This is a genomic window from Methylomonas koyamae, from assembly GCF_019669905.1.
Classification (GTDB): Bacteria; Pseudomonadota; Gammaproteobacteria; order Methylococcales; family Methylomonadaceae; genus Methylomonas; species Methylomonas koyamae.
Genome location: NZ_AP019777.1, coordinates 2,627,566 through 2,645,116, shown reverse-complemented (window position 1 = coordinate 2,645,116; position 17,551 = coordinate 2,627,566). Strand labels below are relative to the sequence as shown.

The 17,551-nt window shown below is 53.3% G+C and carries 13 protein-coding genes, 2 pseudogenes and 1 other annotated feature; of the genes and pseudogenes, 6 read left to right on the top strand and 9 right to left on the bottom strand.

All coding sequences use genetic code 11. From position 1 onward, the window contains the following. Nucleotides 1-118: 118 nt before the first annotated feature. A pseudogene (locus MKFW12EY_RS11905) lies at nucleotides 119-505 on the top strand (transposase); the annotation flags it as partial. 38 nt (nucleotides 506-543) lie between these two features. Here the strand turns inward: MKFW12EY_RS11905 and MKFW12EY_RS11900 are convergent. After that, nucleotides 544-1,772 (bottom strand): IS3 family transposase gene (locus tag MKFW12EY_RS11900; protein ID WP_245006282.1). Its coding sequence is split into 2 segments (ribosomal slippage): nucleotides 544-1,481 and nucleotides 1,481-1,772, totalling 1,230 coding nucleotides; the frame shifts between segments, so codons are not numbered across the junction. Beyond that, nucleotides 1,372-1,488: a sequence feature (AL1L pseudoknot), on the bottom strand. Its footprint overlaps the gene before it by 117 nt. Nucleotides 1,773-1,811: 39 nt before the next feature. Here MKFW12EY_RS11900 and MKFW12EY_RS11895 point away from each other — a divergent pair. Beyond that, a pseudogene (locus MKFW12EY_RS11895) lies at nucleotides 1,812-2,666 on the top strand (IS256 family transposase); the annotation flags it as partial. 69 nt (nucleotides 2,667-2,735) lie between these two features. On the opposite strand, the gene MKFW12EY_RS11890 reads toward MKFW12EY_RS11895, so the two are convergent. Next, the gene (locus MKFW12EY_RS11890) at nucleotides 2,736-3,131 is read right to left on the bottom strand and encodes a hypothetical protein (RefSeq protein WP_157199413.1); all 396 of its coding nucleotides are present in this window, start codon (nucleotides 3,129-3,131) and stop codon (nucleotides 2,736-2,738) included. Nucleotides 3,132-3,316: 185 nt separating this feature from the next. On the opposite strand from MKFW12EY_RS11890, the gene MKFW12EY_RS11885 reads away from it, so the two are divergent. Beyond that, complete coding sequence (locus tag MKFW12EY_RS11885; RefSeq protein ID WP_245006292.1) at nucleotides 3,317-3,991, top strand: response regulator; 675 nt, start codon at nucleotides 3,317-3,319, stop codon at nucleotides 3,989-3,991. A gap of 85 nt (nucleotides 3,992-4,076) precedes the next feature. On the opposite strand, the gene MKFW12EY_RS11880 is transcribed toward MKFW12EY_RS11885, so the two are convergent. The 3 genes from MKFW12EY_RS11880 to MKFW12EY_RS11870 form a co-directional block, all read right to left on the bottom strand. After that, nucleotides 4,077-5,930, bottom strand: a complete 1,854-nt coding sequence (locus tag MKFW12EY_RS11880; RefSeq protein WP_221053055.1) for an ATP-binding response regulator — start codon at nucleotides 5,928-5,930, stop codon at nucleotides 4,077-4,079. A 159-nt stretch (nucleotides 5,931-6,089) separates the two neighbouring features. After that, the gene (locus MKFW12EY_RS11875) at nucleotides 6,090-7,385 is read right to left on the bottom strand and encodes a hypothetical protein (protein WP_221053054.1); all 1,296 of its coding nucleotides are present in this window, start codon (nucleotides 7,383-7,385) and stop codon (nucleotides 6,090-6,092) included. Beyond that, entirely contained in the window at nucleotides 7,382-8,350 is a 969-nt protein-coding gene (locus tag MKFW12EY_RS11870) for an ABC transporter ATP-binding protein (RefSeq protein WP_245006291.1), read from the bottom strand. The genes MKFW12EY_RS11875 and MKFW12EY_RS11870 overlap by 4 nt, the downstream gene beginning before the upstream one ends. A gap of 215 nt (nucleotides 8,351-8,565) precedes the next feature. On the opposite strand from MKFW12EY_RS11870, the gene MKFW12EY_RS11865 reads away from it, so the two are divergent. The 3 genes from MKFW12EY_RS11865 to acnB are packed head-to-tail and all read left to right on the top strand — an operon-like array spanning nucleotide 8,566 to nucleotide 12,797. After that, a complete protein-coding gene (locus tag MKFW12EY_RS11865) occupies nucleotides 8,566-9,576 on the top strand; it encodes an isocitrate/isopropylmalate dehydrogenase family protein (RefSeq protein ID WP_221053053.1) in 1,011 nt (336 codons plus the stop codon). 22 nt (nucleotides 9,577-9,598) lie between these two features. Further along, nucleotides 9,599-10,219 (top strand): Uma2 family endonuclease, encoded by a 621-nt coding sequence (locus MKFW12EY_RS11860; RefSeq protein ID WP_054762230.1) that lies wholly within the window; start codon nucleotides 9,599-9,601, stop codon nucleotides 10,217-10,219. Nucleotides 10,220-10,238: 19 nt separating this feature from the next. Further along, nucleotides 10,239-12,797 carry a bifunctional aconitate hydratase 2/2-methylisocitrate dehydratase gene (gene acnB / locus MKFW12EY_RS11855; protein WP_054762240.1) on the top strand — a complete coding sequence of 853 codons (2,559 nt, stop codon included), beginning with the start codon at nucleotides 10,239-10,241 and terminating at the stop codon, nucleotides 12,795-12,797. Nucleotides 12,798-12,890: 93 nt separating this feature from the next. Here the strand turns inward: acnB and MKFW12EY_RS11850 are convergent, their stop codons facing one another. Genes MKFW12EY_RS11850 through MKFW12EY_RS11835 form a run of 4 tightly spaced genes read right to left on the bottom strand, consistent with a single transcriptional unit; the run spans nucleotide 12,891 to nucleotide 17,356 of the window. Further along, nucleotides 12,891-13,673: a CpsD/CapB family tyrosine-protein kinase gene (locus MKFW12EY_RS11850; RefSeq protein ID WP_054762228.1), complete on the bottom strand. Its 783-nt coding sequence runs from the start codon at nucleotides 13,671-13,673 to the stop codon at nucleotides 12,891-12,893. Between the two features lie 17 nt (nucleotides 13,674-13,690). After that, nucleotides 13,691-15,430 carry a hypothetical protein gene (locus MKFW12EY_RS11845; protein WP_054762226.1) on the bottom strand — a complete coding sequence of 580 codons (1,740 nt, stop codon included), beginning with the start codon at nucleotides 15,428-15,430 and terminating at the stop codon, nucleotides 13,691-13,693. A gap of 1 nt (nucleotide 15,431) precedes the next feature. After that, nucleotides 15,432-16,691 carry a porin family protein gene (locus MKFW12EY_RS11840; RefSeq protein WP_221053052.1) on the bottom strand — a complete coding sequence of 420 codons (1,260 nt, stop codon included), beginning with the start codon at nucleotides 16,689-16,691 and terminating at the stop codon, nucleotides 15,432-15,434. 26 nt (nucleotides 16,692-16,717) lie between these two features. After that, nucleotides 16,718-17,356 (bottom strand): polysaccharide biosynthesis/export family protein, encoded by a 639-nt coding sequence (locus tag MKFW12EY_RS11835; protein ID WP_245006290.1) that lies wholly within the window; start codon nucleotides 17,354-17,356, stop codon nucleotides 16,718-16,720. Between the last annotated feature and the right edge of the window lie 195 nt (nucleotides 17,357-17,551).

Sequence of the window (17,551 nt, the reverse complement as noted above, 5' to 3'; positions counted from 1 at the left end):
TGGTTCAGTAAGGCTAACGTTTGACATGAGAGGCGCTTGGAGGCCATAGGCGAGGGTGTAAGAATTTTTGTGTAAACGGCCATTAGGCAGGAAACTGCCCTTACTTTGAGGAGTAACTATGACCTTACCAAAAGCCATCCCAACCGACCTAATTGATACCTTATTGTCGGGCTATCAAAAACCTGAAGACCTGCTGGGCGAAAATGGCCTGCTAAAACAACTCACCAAGGCCTTGGTCGAGCGAGCCTTAGAAGCCGAAATGACTGAACATTTAGGCCATGCCAAGCATGAGTCAGTCTGCAACGCCACCGGCAACACCCGCAATGGCAAGAGCCGTAAAACCCTCAAAGGCGATTTTGGCGCATTGCCGATTGAGATTCCCCGTGATCGTCATGGTCAGTTCGAGCCGCAAATCATTGGCAAACACCAATCCCGCTGGACGGGCTTTGATGACAAGATCATTTCACTCTATGCCCGAGGTCTGACCGTCAGGGAAATCCAGAGTGAATCGCCCCGGGAATCTCGGAGGCCATAGGTTGTGAGTCACGCTGCCATGACGGACTCGGGAAGTTGCCGATAATAGTTAGCCTCCGCTTCGGCTGGTGGGATATTACCAATCGATCCCAACAGCCGTCGATGATTAAACCAATCCACCCAAGTCAATGTAGCGAGTTCAACGGCTTCGCGGCTCTTCCAGGATTGCTTGTGAATCAGTTCGGTTTTGTACAAACCATTAATAGTTTCAGCCAAGGCATTGTCATAAGAGTCACCCACACTGCCTACCGAAGCTTCAACGCCGGCCTCGGCTAAACGCTCGGTATAGCGGATCGAAACGTACTGCACGCCTCGATCGCTATGGTGAATCAAGCCGCCATCGCGCTGGGGTTGCCGGTCATGAAGCGCCTGCTCCAGTGCGTCCAGCACAAAGTCGGTATGCGCCGATGACGATACCTTCCAACCGACGATGTAGCGGGCAAACACATCGATCACGAAGGCCACGTAAACGAAGCCCTGCCAGGTTTTGACATAGGTGAAGTCCGCCACCCACAAGGCATTCGGTCGTACGGCGCTGAACTGCCGATTCACCCGATCCAGAGGACACTCCGCGTTGGCATCGCTGAAGGTGGTCTTGATGGTTTTGCCACGCCTGACGCCTTTCAGCTCCAGGCTTCGCATGAGGCGTTCCACCGTACAACGGGCCACGGTTAAGCCCTCGCGTTTCAATTGAATCCAGACTTTACGCGCGCCGTAATTTTGGAAGCTATCATTCCAAACTCGACGAATTTGCTGACTGAGGGCCTCGTCCTGCTTGGCGCGATGCGACCGCAACTCAGGATTGGCTTTGCGCGCCGCATGCAGGTAATACGTCGATGGGGCAATCGGCAGAACTTTGCAGATTGGCTCGACCCCATAGCCATCGCGATGCTCGTCGATGAACGCTTTCATGGCTTGAACCGGCGGTCGAGCTCCGCCTGCGCAAAATACGCCGAGGCCTTACGCAGGATCTCGTTGGCCTGGCGTAACTCCCGGACTTCCCGCTCCAGCGCCTTGATGCGTTCCGCGCCATTGCCGGACACTTCTATGCTCGAGCTAGTGATCGGTTGTGTTTGCCTCAGCCAGCGACGTAACGTCTCCGCCGTGCAGCCAAACTTGGCCGAAATTGATTGGATAGCGGCCCATTCCGACGGGTATTCATCTTGATGCTCTCGCACCATGCGAACCGCTCGTTCTCGAATTTCCGATGAATAATGCTTGCTCGTTTTCTCGTTCATTGCTCCATTCTCTCAAAGGTTGGAGCCTCCGAGGAAACCAGGGCGATTCAGAGCCATCTGGAAGAACTGTATGGCACTGAAGTTTCACCCACCTTGATCTCCTCGGTGACGGACGCCGTGATTGAGGAAGTCAAAGCCTGGCAATTGCGGCCGCTTGATCCGGTTTACCCCATCGTTTATCTCGATTGTATCCACGTCAAAGTGCGCGATACCGGTGCCGTTCGTGTCAAGGCCGTTTATCTGGCCATAGGGATTAACCTGCAAGGAGAGAAGGAAGTGCTGGGCTTGTGGATCGCCCAAACCGAAGGCGCCAAGTTTTGGTTACAGGTCGTGACAGACCTCAAGAATCGCGGCGTGCAAGACATCTTCATTGCCTGTGTCGACGGTTTGAAAGGCTTCCCGGAAGCGATTGAAACCGTCTATCCACACGCCGCCGTCCAACTGTGTATCGTCCACCTAGTCCGCAACAGCCTGAACTATGTCAGTTGGAAAATGCGTAAACAGATCGCCGGCGATCTCAAACGAATATACCAATCCGCCAGCGTCGTTGAAGCAGAGCAAAGGCTGGCTGAGTTCGAGACGCAGTGGAACGAGGCCTACCCGCCCATTGCTCAAATTTGGCGACGTAATTGGGATAGAATCATTCCCTTCTTCGACTATCCGCCCGAGATACGCCGCATCATTTACACTACGAATGCGATCGAGTCGGTGAACATGAGTTTGCGGAAAATCACCAAGAATCGCGGCTCATTTCCCAGTGATGAAGCCTTGTCGAAATTGTTCTATTTGGCCCTGATGAATATCAGTCAAAAATGGACCATGCCGTTGCATGACTGGAAAGCGGCTTTGAATCGGTTTAGCATTCAGTTTGAAGACAGGATGCCCAATCGATAATTAAATCCCGTTTACACAAAATTCAGGACACCCTCCCATAGGCCGGAAAGCGTCCTCTCGATGGAAGGGTTAGGCGTCGCCACTTAGCGTCTCGAGTACGACCTTGGCAACACCTGCCTGATTGTCGGTGGCAACAATTGCTTCGTACACGGCTTCGCTGACCTCTCCGCGAATAGCGAACAGTGTTGCTGCCGCAGTGCGTGCTTGGGAAAAAGATACTAGCGATTCTTCCTGAAGGTCTTGTTCCTCAAGTGAGAAGTACTCGTCGTCCAACTGAGTGAGGAGCCGATTTGCGGTCTCTTCATCTTGGTTGATAAGCGACGCTCGCAGATTCTTCTCGTGTTGCGGGATCTCGCGATAGAGCCATGACAAGACTTCTGTCGTCACACGCCTCTGCATATTGGGCGGCGCGGAGGAAATAGCAGCTTCTAGCGCCGGTGCAATCGATGTGAGCCTGCTGGTCATGCTGAGACGCCTAACAAGTAATTAAATGGTTTATGTATATCATCTGACTCGGCATGATATACAGTTTCTGCGAGTTTTCTCATGCAAGCCACTTGTTTTCCGTACCAGTACAAACGTACTGGATTTATTTCCCCCTTGCCGGGCGTACAATCATTTCACCGTATTAGCACAGGACAACCGTGGCTGTGAACATTTTGCTAATCGACGACCATTTCTGTGCTCGCGAGGGCGTGGCGTGTTTGTTGAAACAGATTTACCCGGATATGCAGGTATTCGAGGCGGAGAGTTTCAACGCCGGCTTGGCGATTGCCAGGGAGCAGGCATTGAATTTGGTATTGCTGGACTTGCAGTTGCCGGATTGCAATGGTCTGGACGGTTTAGCCGAGCTGAAACAGGCGTTTCCGGATTTATGCGTGGTAATGTTTTCCGGGGTGCAGGATAGGGAGGTGGTGTTCCAGGCCTTGAAATTGGGGGCGATGGGGTTTGTGGTCAAGACCGTTTCGCGGCAGGCTTTTGTCGAAGCGTTACGCGATGTGTTGTCCGGCAAGGTGTATTTGCCGGCGACGATGGCCGGTAAGCCTCCGGCGTCCGCAAACATTGATGATGCAGCGCCCGGCCTTCAGCCGGCGACGAGTCCCGTCAGCCTGGGTTTGACGCCGCGCGAGTTCGAAATTCTGCGTTGGATCGCCTGCGGCCATACCAATAAATCGATTGCCAAGCAGTTAAACATTCAGGAACAGACGGTCAGGAATCATTTACGGCCTATTTTCCAAAAATACGGGGTGTCGCGGCGGACCGAATTGCTGGTGAAGTTATTCGAGCAGGGGATTGTGTTTGGGTTGCCGGGGGCGGGATTGTAGAAAATCTCCCCTTGCCCCTCTTTTTCTAAGAGGGGAATTGGCAGCGCTTTTGCGGTTGCGTAGAGACGTAGGCCCGATGGCAGGCTTAAATAAGTTGCGCATCCCCCGTCTCGCGCTCTAGCGCTTTAACCATCGTCGCCATTAGCACATCCGACTTCGCCGGCTTGCGTAACAAGTGGGTGCCGACCGGCCAGCGAGCTTTGTCCTCTTCGCCGATACCTTCCGCCGACAGCACCAAGATCGGCACCGGGCCGCAATCGGCGTGGACGGCGGCGATGATGTCGTGGCCGGTTTCCTGATTGGACAGATAAAAATCGGTGATCAACAAATCCGGGACACGCACGTTGTCGGCCAATACCATGCGGGTTTCGGCTAGCGAGCCGGCGGTTTGCACGTCGCAGCCCCAGGTTTGCAATTGGCAGCTCAGGGCATCGAGCATGTAAGCATCGTCGTCCACGACCAACACCAAGCGGCCGACGAAATCGCCGGTGGCGGCTGGCGATTCGAATGCGCTATGGCAGTGTGGTGCGATGGGTAAGCTCAGTTTAAAGTCGCAGCCGCGTCCGGGTTTGGAGTACAGCGCCAGTTTATGGTCCGGCAAATGTTGGATAGCCGTGGCGACGTAAGCCAGACCGATCCCCAAGCCGTGAGCGCTGGGGTCGTTGTTACGGCGCTGGCCGCGCACGAATTCCTTGAAAATCTCGCCTTGCACGTCGATAGCGATGCCGGGGCCGCTATCGCGGACATGTATTTGCAAGCGGTCCTGACCGGTTTTGACCGCGGCCAACACGACCCAGCCGCTATCGGTGTACTTGATGGCGTTGTCCAACAAATTACCGATAATCTGGCTCAAAATGCTGGCGTCGCTTTGCACGCTGTAAGGCGGGCTTTGCCGTAGATGTACGATCAGCTTAAGTCCGCGTTTGGCGGCTTGCGGGGCGAATTGGTTTTCCAATGCGGCCAGCAACAGATTGATGTCGACGCTGGTCAGCAACGGACGTTGAGTACCGTTTTCCAGGTTGCCGATGTCCAGAATATGGTTGACGGCGCGGTTCAATTCGTCGATGGCAAAACCCATGCGGCCGGCGATGTGTTGCAAATGCTGGCTGGCCGGTTCGCGGCAGGCGGTTTCCATCACCGAGGCGTAGCAGCTCAAGGCCTGCAACGGTTGTCGTAAATTGTGGCTGAGCTGGCGCAGGAAGCGGGTTTTGCGTTCGGCGATGATCTCGACTTTGCGTTTTTCGCGGAAGGAGTTGCGGGCGTAGGCTTCCAGCTGGCAGCGGGTGCAGACGCCAAACAGGTTGACGATCACCAAATTGAGAATCGACGGGATCAAATCCACCGCACTTAAGCCCAACCAGTAACCGGTCAGCGGCATCGCCAGCGTCGTGCTCCAGCCGAAGCCTATCGTCGCCCGTAGCGACATGAACATCTGGCCGTAACTGAAAAAATACATAGGCAACAAGGCCGGCCAGGTTTCCTGATAATAGCGTGGGTTGCCGTCGATCAATAGCACCGCGGTCAGATGGGTTGCGGACAAGCCGGCGCTGAGCTTGGCGACGCCGTTGATTTTGTCCGCCGCGTTTGGACAGTATTGCAAGTAGTGGAACAGTCCGAACAATAACAGCACGATAGGCAAGCGCAGCAAAGCGTTGGTTCGGGAAGCGTTTCCGGTATGCAGGTCGAGCAGGATATAAGCCAGGAAGGCACAGGCGCCTAGGGCCAAAGCCCATTTTAACGGCGACAGCAAAACCCGGTAACGTTCCTGCCAAAATTCCCGTTCGGTGTCGGCATCGAATTGCGGAATGGCGAACAGCCGGCTGGGCGTAACCGCCGCGCATAATTCCTTGAAATTCAGAGAAATGTAGGGCGGTGCGGCCGGGCTCCGGAAAAAGGATTTTACCGAAATGTGTTCGATGAACGGCCTGGAAATGAGCATGTTACCGATCCCTTGTGCGGTGCCGGGCAGCGGCTGATGGCGATTCGCGTCAGCGCTTGCGGCGGCGTGGCTTTATTGTTGTTATGGCTGCGGCGGCATTGTCATGGCTATTACCGGTTTAGGCAAGGTAATTTCTAACAGGCGAAACCGTTCTATCAGTTACACGGCGTGCTGCCAACGCTGGCGAACTAAATACAAAACGGCGCCGCATTGCAGGGCGGCGTAGAGCAGGGCGGCGAGCGCGGAATCGGCCCATAGCGGAAAAAATAACGCGGACAGTCCACTGATGCCCAAGGCGCCGAACAGGCCGGGCAGCACGCCGTAGAGCAACACCGCGGCCAGCAAGGTAAGGTTCAACGCGCGTTGCGGATTTTTACCGTAGCAGAAGTAAACGTAAATAGCGCAGTCGCGCCAGATTAACAATAGCGCAACCAACGGGTAGCTATGCAAGGACAGTTCGAACCAAGCGAAATGGACTCGATTGGCGCTAAGGTATAGCGCAAACGGTACGGCCAGGCTAAAGCTCAGCCAACTGAGCGGTAACTCTTCCGCCACCCGCCGCCAATTGCGTTGCCGGTAATAGTCCAGCAAGCGTTTGATACGCATCGCTTCCTGGGATTCGGCTACGATGCCCAGATAAGTCAAGCCGCCGCAAACGCCGAATCCGGCGGTCGCCAACGCATAACTGCCGGACGGTAGCAGTCCGCCTAGATAGACAATCAGAAATACGATGAAGCCGAGCCAGGCCGACGGCGGCTTGCGTAGCCCCAACGCCTGCGACAGCAGCCGGTAATTGGCGGCCATGCACCAGAACACGGCGCAGAACAGGCTAAATTGGACAAAATCGCGCTGGTTTAGCGCCCAGGCGTACCAAAAAATCCGCGGCGCAGGCCCGTCGCTAAGGTTGGCCATTTCCGCTATATCGCCTAACTGCGGCGCAACCACGGCAAAGCCGACCAGGGCAGGCAGCAGAATGGATCCGGTCTTGGTTTGGCCGCGCCGTACCGCCAGCAGGCCAAGCAATAGGGCGGCACTTTGCACCAACAACGCACCGGCAACGGCATAAATATAAAAGCGGAGCAGGTCGGTGCCGGGGCCGGCGGCGAGCGTGTATATCGCCAGGCATAAGCCGGCGCAGTACCAGACCATGCTGGTGCTGCCCAACAGTTTGCCCCAGGCCATTTGCCACGGGCCCAAAGCCGACAAGCGTTGCGTATCCCAGGTGCGGTCGCGGTATTCGTCGACGATACTGTCCAGGCTCTGGCGGGCGCCCCATAGCAGCGTAATCAGCCAGAACAGGCTCAGCGCGGCGCCGGCGCTGATCGAGCCGAAGCGGTAATCGTCCAGAAAATAGCAGAGCGCGAAGATGGTGCCGAGCACCGCAGTTGCCGAGCCGAGGCGGGCGGCTGGGCATTCCAGCAGCAGTTGGCGTTCGAATTCCGGGTTCGGGTTCATGGCTGCTTATCCAGGGTTTGCAAATAAGCGTCTTGCAGATTGACCGCGGCGGGGGCGAATTCGCACACCGGCAGGCCGGCATCCAGCAACGCTTTTAGCACCCGATGTTGGCTGAGGCCGTCGCTTTCCAGGTTAACGATGGCAAGGCGGTCCTGATCGGTGCGCACCAGTTCCAGCCCCGGTAGTTTGTGCAAGATGTCGGCTAGTTGCGGGATCGCGGCGGCCAGCTGCAGGCGGAACGGTTTGTGTTGCGCCGGAGCATTGAGAGCGGCATGCTCGACGATGCGGCCTTGGCGCAGCACCAGCATGTCGCTGCTGTAAGCTTCCAGTTCGGCCAGGATGTGCGACGACACTACCAAGGTCATGCCTTGGCGCTGCAATTGCAGAAACAGTTCGGCCAGTTGGTGGCGGGCTTCTGGATCTAAGCCCGAGGCCGGTTCGTCCAACAGCACTACCGCCGGTTTGTGGATGATGGCTTGAGCGATGGCTAGCCGTTGCCGCAAACCGCGCGATAATTCGCCGGGGTATTGGTCCAGGCGGTCTTCGATCTGCAGGCTGCGCGCCACATCGGCGATTGCGGCCGGGCAATCCGCTGCGGCGATGCCTTGGGCGCGGGCGACGTAGTGCAGGCATTGGCGCACGGTCAGGCGTTGGTAGAGGCCGAAAAAGTCCGATAAATAGCCGATGATGCGGTGGCAGGCGCGCGGTTGTTCCAGCACGTCGATCCCGCCGATTTCGATCCGGCCGCTGACGGGTTGCTCCAAAGCCGCCATACAGCGCAGCAACGTGGTTTTGCCGGCGCCGTTCGGGCCGACCAAGGCGGTGACGCGGCCTTGCGGAATCGTAAAGCTGGCTCGGTCTAAAGCGCGCACGCCGGGGTATTCGAAAATCAGATTATCGACTGCGATCATCGGCAATACCGTGGCGGTGAAGTTGAAACGGATGATACCGGTAATTGCCGGCAAAAGCTTGGCTGCTAAAACCAGCGCCGATCAAAATGGCTTGCAGTAGTGTGTCGGTACGAGATTTGCTAATGACTTTGGGAGTGCATAGTCGCCGCGTCGGCCGAGGACAAGGAATCCAGGATTGCCGGCCGTTCGCGGGCATGCCGCCCGCATGGGCCGGCGCACCGAAACGGTGTATCATGAGCACCATTTTTAAACAAAAGCAGGAGATATGAATGCACAACGTCACGTTGATCAAAGGTGATGGTATCGGCCCTTCGATTATGGAAGCCGCGGTAGCGGTGATTAACGCCTCCGGCGCGAAAATTCACTGGCATGAAGCCGACGCCGGCATGTCGGCTTACGAGCGGACCGGCACGCCTTTACCCGATGCGACGATGGAATCGATCGCCCAGACCCGGGTGGCATTCAAAGGCCCGTTGACGACAATGGTCGGCGAGGGCTTCAGAAGTATCAACGTGGAACTGCGCAAACAATACGACCTGTATGCCAACGTGCGTCCGGCGAAGAGCTGGAAAGGCGTGAAAACCCGTTACGACGATGTCGATATCGTCATCGTCCGCGAAAACACCGAAGGCTTATACGTCGGCCTGGAACATTATCTGACCCCGGCCAAGGATATTGCCGAGAGTTTGGCCGTGGTCACCAAGGCCGGCTCCGAGCGTATCGTCGAATACGCCTTCAAATATGCCATCGACAACGACCGCAAGAAAGTCACGGTTTGCCATAAAGCCAACATCCTGAAATACACGCAAGGTTTGTTCCTGAAGACAGCTCGCGAAGTGGCGGCGAAATATTCCCAGATCGAATTCGACGAGAAAATCGTCGATGCGGCCTGCATGCACATGGTGATGAAGCCGGAGCAATTCGACGTGGTGGTCACCACCAACATGTTCGGCGATATTCTGTCCGATTTGACCGCCGGCTTGGTCGGCGGCTTGGGACTGATTCCCGGCGCCAACATCGGCGAAGACGCGGCCTTGTTCGAAGCGGTGCACGGCAGCGCGCCTGACATCGCCGGCAAAAATATTGCCAATCCGACTGCGGTGATGATGGCCGGCGTGATGATGCTGAACCATCTCGGCGAACACGAGGCGGCGGTGCGGATGCAAAAAGCCATCGAGAAAGTCGTCAACGAAGGCGTTTACGTGACGCCGGATTTGAACCCAAACAGCCAATACGGCACCAAGGAAATGGGGCAAGCCATCGTCGACGCGATGGAGTGATTAATCGGCGGCGGAGGCGGTTATGAGTGCGCAACCTAGATTCGATAAGCCCTGGATGTCCATCGAGGATTATCTGGCAGCGGAATTGCTCAGCGACATAAAGCACGAGTATGACGACGGCGAAGTCGTGGCTATGTCCGGCGCCAGTAAGAATCATGAGCGGATTAAGATGAATTTGGCGGGGTACTTGTTCAATCGCTTGCGCGGCAAACCCTGCGAGCCGTTTAGCTCCGATGTCAAAGTCAGGATCGGCCAGTATCTGTTTTACCCGGATGCGATGGTGGTTTGCGAGGATACCTCGCCAAACGAGTATTACGCCGAAGCGCCGGTCTTGATCGTCGAAGTGCTGTCCAAATCCACTCGCCGCCGCGACGAAACCATTAAGCGCCGGCTATACCAAACCATACCCAGCCTATTGGAATACGTGCTGATCGAGCAGGACATCGTCGATGTCGAAGTCTGCCGACGTAGCGAGGGTTGGGTCTCCAATCATTACTTTCTCGGCGATCAAGCTCGCTTCGAATCGGTGGATTTAACGCTGGATGTCGCCGAGATTTATCAGCGGGTCGATAACGACGACATGCGGACCTTCGTCGCCGAACAAGCGCTGGCGCAAGCCGATGCCGACGCATCCCAAGCCTAATTTTTTACCGGAAATCATCATGCTAGAACAATACCGAAAACACGTCGCCGAACGCGCTGCCGAAGGCATCGTTCCCAAACCACTGGACGTCGAACAAGTCGCCGCGCTGGTTGAATTATTGAAACAGCCGCCTGCCGGCGAAGAAGCATTTTTGCTGGACTTACTGGAAAACCGCATTCCAGCCGGCGTCGACGAAGCGGCTTACGTCAAAGCCGGCTTTCTGACCGCCGTAGCCAAAGGCGAGACTTCATCGCCGTTGATCACGCCTGAAAAAGCCACCGAATTGCTCGGCACCATGCTTGGCGGTTACAACGTCGCGCCGTTGATCGAATTGCTGGACAATTTCGCATTGGCGCCGCTCGCCGCGAAAGCCTTGTCGCAAATTTTGCTGATCTTCGATGCGTTCCACGATGTGCAGGAAAAAGTTCAAGCCGGTAACGCTTACGCCAAACAAGTGCTGCAATCCTGGGCCGATGCGGAATGGTTTACTGCCAAGCCCGAAGTGCCGGAAAAACTGACCGTCACCGTGTTCAAAGTGACCGGCGAAACCAATACCGACGACCTGTCGCCGGCGCCGGACGCCTGGTCGCGGCCGGATATTCCGTTGCACGCCAAAGCGATGCTGAAAATGCCGCGCGACGGCATCACCAACGCCGAGCAGCAAATTACCGAACTCAAAGCCAAAAGCTTTCCGGTTGCCTACGTCGGCGACGTGGTTGGCACCGGCTCGTCGCGCAAATCGGCGACCAACTCGGTGTTGTGGTTCATGGGCGACGACATTCCGTACATCCCCAACAAACGCGCCGGCGGGGTCTGTATCGGCGGCAAGATCGCGCCGATTTTCTTCAACACCATGGAAGACTCCGGCGCGCTGCCGATTGAGTGCGATGTGACTAATATGGCGATGGGCGACGTGATCGACATTTATCCGTATCAAGGCGTGGTCAAGCGTCACGGCAGCGATGAGGTGGTCTGCGAATTCAAACTGAAAACCGAGGTGATTCTGGACGAAGTTCGCGCGGGCGGCCGCATTCCGTTGATCATAGGCCGCGGCTTGACCGATAAGGCTCGTCAAGCTCTTGGCTTGCCGTCATCGAGCGTATTCCGCCGCTTGGGCGAAGCCGCCGATACCGGCAAGGGCTATACGCTGGCGCAGAAAATCGTCGGCAAGGCTTGCGGCGTGGCCGGCGTGCGTCCGGGCAGCTATTGCGAACCGAAAATGACTACGGTCGGCTCGCAAGACACCACCGGACCGATGACCCGCGACGAACTGAAAGACTTGGCTTGCCTGGGCTTCTCGGCCGATTTGGTGATGCAGTCCTTTTGCCACACCGCCGCCTATCCGAAACCGGTGGACGTGCAGATGCAGCACACCTTGCCGGATTTCATCATGACCCGTGGTGGCGTGTCGTTGCGTCCCGGCGACGGCGTGATTCACTCCTGGTTGAACCGGATGCTGTTGCCGGACACGGTCGGTACCGGCGGCGACTCGCATACCCGTTTTCCAATCGGCATATCCTTCCCAGCTGGCTCCGGCCTGGTGGCGTTTGCCGCCGCGACCGGCGTGATGCCGCTGGACATGCCGGAGTCGGTGCTGGTGCGCTTCAAGGGCAAGATGCAGCCCGGTATCACCTTGCGCGACTTGGTCAATGCCATTCCCTATGCGGCGATACAGCGCGGCTTGCTGACCGTCGCCAAGCAGGGCAAGAAGAACGTGTTTTCCGGGCGGATACTGGAAATCGAAGGCTTGCCTGATCTCAAAGTTGAGCAGGCATTCGAGTTGTCTGACGCCTCGGCCGAACGTTCCGCCGGCGGTTGTACGATCAAGCTCAACGAAGCGCCGATTCGCGAGTATCTGAACTCCAACATCACCTTGCTGAAATGGATGATCGCCGAAGGCTATGGCGATGCCCGGACTATCCAACGCCGGATTAAAGCCATGCAGGACTGGCTGGAGAATCCGGTGCTGATGCAAGCCGACAAGGACGCCGAATACGCGGAAATCATCGAAATCGATCTCGACCAAATCAAGGAGCCGCTGCTGGCTTGCCCGAACGACCCGGACGATATCAAGCCTTTGTCTGAAGTGGCTGGCACCAAAATCGACGAAGTGTTCATCGGTTCGTGCATGACCAACATCGGCCACTTCCGCGCCGCCGGCAAATTGCTGGAAAAAGCTAAAGACCTGCCGACCCGTTTATGGGTGGCGCCGCCTACCAAGATGGACCAAAATCAGTTGGTGGAGGAGGGCTATTACGGCACCTTCGGCAAAGTCGGCGCCCGCACCGAAATGCCGGGTTGCTCGCTGTGCATGGGTAACCAGGCGAGGGTGGCAGAAGGCTCGACGGTGGTATCAACATCGACGCGTAACTTCCCCAACCGTTTGGGCAATGGCGCCAACGTCTATCTGTCGTCGGCAGAATTGGCGGCGGTGTGCTCGCTATTGGGCAAGATTCCGACAGTTGCCGAGTACATGCAATATGCCGCCAGCATCGAGCAGACCAGTTCGGATACTTATCGTTATCTGAACTTCGACCAGATCGACAGTTACCAAGATAAAGCCAAGCAAGTCGCGTGATAGGCCAATAAAAAAAGCCGGACTACCTGTTTTAGGTAGTCCGGCTTTCTAAGTCTAAAGTGGCTGCTGGGTTACGGGGCCGTCAAACGGCTTTTAGACCGCTTCGTTAAAGCCGATTTTGTTGTCGGTGGCCTTGTTGAATACCGCTCCCAAAACGTTAGTATCTTTCAACAACGATGCGGCGTTCTTCAGTTCGTCGGTTTTGGTGTGGCCTTCTTCCACTACCAGCAGCACGCAATCCACATACGGAGAGAAGCCCAGCGTGTCGTCGTGCGACAGGATCGGTGGCATATCGAAAATGATAATCCGCGACGGATAACGGCTCTTCAATTCGTTGACCAGTCTGACCATCTTCGGCGAGCGTAGCATTTCAGTGGCATTGAACAGGGGTTTGCCTGCGGGAAGTACCACTAGCCGCTCTACGCCGGGGTTGACTAGCATCGAGCTGAGTTCGGTATCGTTCAGAAGATAGTCGCTAAGACCAACTGTCGTATTAATGCCAAACACGCGGTCAACGTTAGGATGGCGTAAATTGCAATCTACAAGCAGTGCGGTACGGTCGAGTTCCATCGCCATACTGATCGCCAAGTTAATTGCAGTCAAAGTATTCCCTGAACCGCTGCTGGTACTAGTTATCGCGACCGTCTTCCATTGCATGGAATCCATATACTGTAAACAGCGGGTGCGCAACATGCGATAGGATTCCAGCCACTTTGCCGGAGAGGCTGTCGAAATAATCCGATTTTGTTTCAACAGATTTTGATCCGGAGTGTGAATCCGAGTTTTGGTGTAAGAAACATTGACTTTGTCGCTAGGCAAAGAGTTGCCCCCGGTACCTGTCTGAATCTGATCTGCTGAATTTTCGATAGAGTTCATTAATTTTCCTTATCTAATCAGTTACCCAGTACGCGCAATAGTTTGTACCAGAATACGTCCAGCGGCATTATTAATAAATGAAACGCTAATCCACCTAAGATCGATGCGATCACTAATCCACTCACTAATATTTTGCGTTCGTTTTTGTGTTCTTGGTACTCTATTTGGCTTTCGAGATATGGAATGACTGCAAGCGGCTCAACGCCGATTATTGCTGTTACGGTCTTGGGACCGTTAATGGTTGGATCTAGCATTTCTGCTAGCGCCACAACACCAAATCCGCTTGTTAAGGCTAATACTAAGCCCAAAACAAGTATCGCAATGCGATTCGGGCTGAACGGTTCCAGGGGTTCTTGAGGCGGATCAATCAAAGTGAAACGTTCGCCTTTTCTTTCAATTTCTAGCTGTTGGGAAATTTGTGCTTCCATTTCCCGCGCACTGACTTCACGATAACGCATATTGGTGTTGTCGAGGTCTTGAATCAAATCGGAATATTCTTTCTCGACAAGAGGAGCCTGGCGCAGACTTTGACGCAAATCATCCATTTTGCTTTGAATGCGACCACGTGTGTAATTTAACGATTCAATTTCGTTGATTACCGATTCGAGTTGCGCTTTAAGGGTTATGTAGGCAGGATTATCAGGCTGAATTGCTGAATTTGAATACTCGTTTTGTTTGGCGTTAATCAGACTTTGTTGTAAGGCACTTATTTGTTTCTGCAGTTTGACAACATCGGGGTGTTTCTCCGAATATTGTTTCAAAAGCAATGCCAACTCGGCCTTTTTACCTGTCAGCTCTGCATTCAGGTTGTTGACATCGTCATTGCTACCGATTTCTTTCTGCAATGATTCAATTTCACGTTTAACTTTAATAACATCTGGATGATTTGCGGAAAAACTGGCAATCAAAGAAGGGTACTGAGATTGCAGTTCCTTTAGACGATCCTTCATGTCAAATACTCTGTTACCGACTGCATTGCTTGCCATCGCGTTAGGATCGATTTGTGCAAGTTCTCCTTCAAGATAAAAACGCCGATCCTGCAATGAACGCTCTTGGCTGTCTAGCGACAACAGTTGGTTGCTTAAAGACGTCAGCTCCTGCTGATTCAGCGCGCTGATTTGCGGTAGTTGATTGAGATTTTTCTCTTTAAAAACGGCAAGTTTTTCTTGTATTTCCTGTATTTTAGCTTTCAATCGCTTTGATTCTTCGCTCAGAAATAAGGCAGCGTTTTCGGCGGATTCAGTCCGAGACTTGATATTTTCTTTGAGAAACAAAGACGTGAGTTCGTTAGTCACTTTCTGCGCTAATGTCGGAGATCGATCGTCGAATGTCAGTGTGAAGGCGATAGTGGCCTGGTTATCTTTATTCTTTTTGTTGTCAACATCTGCGCTGATGGTTTCTACCTTTATGCTCTTACGCATTTTTTCCAAGATTACTTCATCGGTTTTTGTTTTTCTATCAGATGGATATAGGTCGTATTTTTTGATGATTTCCATCAGATTGGGGCGAGTCATAATCCGTTGACTGATCATTTGGATACGTTGGTCGGCAAACGTCGTAACGGTCGAATGAACCAACTCTGACGGAATTTCTTGTGCTTCGATAAGAATTGTCGAAGTTGAGCGGTACATTGCTGGCAACATTACGGCTAGAACGATACTGATAAGTGCGACGATCAAAAACGGAAAGAACAGGAATCTTTTGCGTCGTTTGATGATTTTAAGATAATCCTTAATATCGAGGGTTTGATTTTCCACGCTATTTCACCTGACGATTGATTTGAGGTTGATAAGAGAATTGAAGTTGTACGCTATCGGCTATTGCAGTTTGATTACTGGTTTCTAAATTTTGCTGTCGGAATGAGTACGAAAACTCCAGATTCATGTCGTCAGACCATCTCCACTTGAATGTTGGGGATAGGCTGGTGAGGGTCCTGTTATTACTAATATTACTGTTGTTAAGGGTAGACACTGCTTCTGCTTGCAGGTAGCTGGCATTGATTCCCGTGCTTAAACGTTCCGAAAGATTATAAAAAAGCCGTGCCGAAAAAGTTGTAGTTGTTTGTTGATTTCCTGTGCTCGCTGGGTTTAATTGTTGCCCAGCGTTGAAGCCAAAACTCCCCCATTCGGTTCCCCGGCTAAAGTTTGCCGAAAATACGTGGCCCATGGTATTCCGAGAAAAGTCAGATTGGCTAAATATGTCGCCGGTACTTGTGACTTTTCTAAACTGAACGGATTCTGTTTCGGTATCGCGTATGCCTGCAGAAAAAGCCAATTGCGTCTTTTCATCGAACAGATATTGCACTCCGGCTTGATAATTCAACGTTGTCGAGCTTTGGCTGAGACCCGATGTTATAAAAATACCGGGTGTTTCGTTACTCGATTCGTAAATTGAATAAGACCCAGACAGGTTGAAAGACAATCGCTCAGTATATGCATGGGATATGGTCGCGAAGAACTGCTCATAGGTGTAATCAGAGAAATTTAAACTGTTGTTAATTCCCCCGGTTTTTTTTTCGAAGCTTACATCGGAGTAACTGTATCCCAGTTGCAAAGAATTTTTCTCGGATAAACTATACGTGAGGTTAGGTGAGATGGATTTGGAAAATCTAGGTACTTGAATTCTTAGATCACCTGAGCCAGTTTCATCGAGTTGAGTGGTTAGCGAAGATTGTTCCGAATAGCTTGCGGATAAATCGGTTTTGAATCGTTCGCCTTTAAACTGATGACTGATGTTGCCAAGTTTTTCGGAAAAGTCGAGAGCCGATTCGCCATGGTAAATTAGCTCGTTCCATTTGAAATTACTCTTTAATTCGTTATTTTCTGCGATATAGCCAAGCATCAATCCTGGAGATACTGTCGTAATCCAGTTATCTCGGGGTGGATGTTCTTGTAAGCGCAAATTATCTTCATATCGCTCCTTGATACTAAAATCCGGCTCAAGCAAAAAATCCAAGGCGAAAACATCTTGGCTGGCAAAGGCAAGTACTGTTAACCAAAAATCCGTTTTAATCTTCATAGATAGTAATACCTATCTAGTTCCATTTAGGGTACGGTTACCGTATCCCCTGGTTCCAGCAGAATATTCTGTTCTAAATCTTCCCCGTTAATCACGTCGTCGTAATCGAACGGAAAGACTTTGACTTGGTCGCCGGAGCGGCGAATGACGCTGATCGATCCTTCCTTGGCGAATACAGTCAGGCCGCCGGCCAGACTCAGGGCTTGCAATACATCGAGCCGGCGGCCGGAAAATACTTGGCCGGGTTTGTTGACCTTGCCGATCACGAATACCGAATTGCCTTGGTTGTTGAGTAACTTAACGCTGACCGACGGATCGGCGATGTAGTCAGACAATCGGGTCGTCAGATTATCTTTCAGTTCGGTGATAGTTTTTCCGGCCGCGCCGACTGTACCGATCAACGGAAAGATGATGGTGCCGTCGGGCGAGATCAAAATCTGTAACTGTTGCAGGCCTTCTTCCTTCCAGACCGTGATTTCCAGTGCATCGCCCGGCGACAACTGGTATGAGGCGTAATTGGTTTGTTCGATAGTTACGCCCGGTGCCGGGGAGGCGGGCGATGGGCCGGGTTCCGCTTGCGGGGGAAGGGATGTTGGTTCGGGCTCGGCTAGCGTAGCGACCGGGAAAAACAGGCAGAAAGATAAAAGTGTAATTATCTGTTTCAAAATGTATCCCTTTATGATGTTATTGAGGTTGGAATCCGTTTGGACTGATCGGTCGTTAAGACCGGTCAGATGGTAGGCACGGAATATAACAATAATAAGACAATCCTGACTGTTGCTAAGGGTGGTGCCGAGCAACAAGGCCTCGCTCGGAATTATAACCTCTAATTGAGTCGTTTTGTACGGTTATGGCTGTAA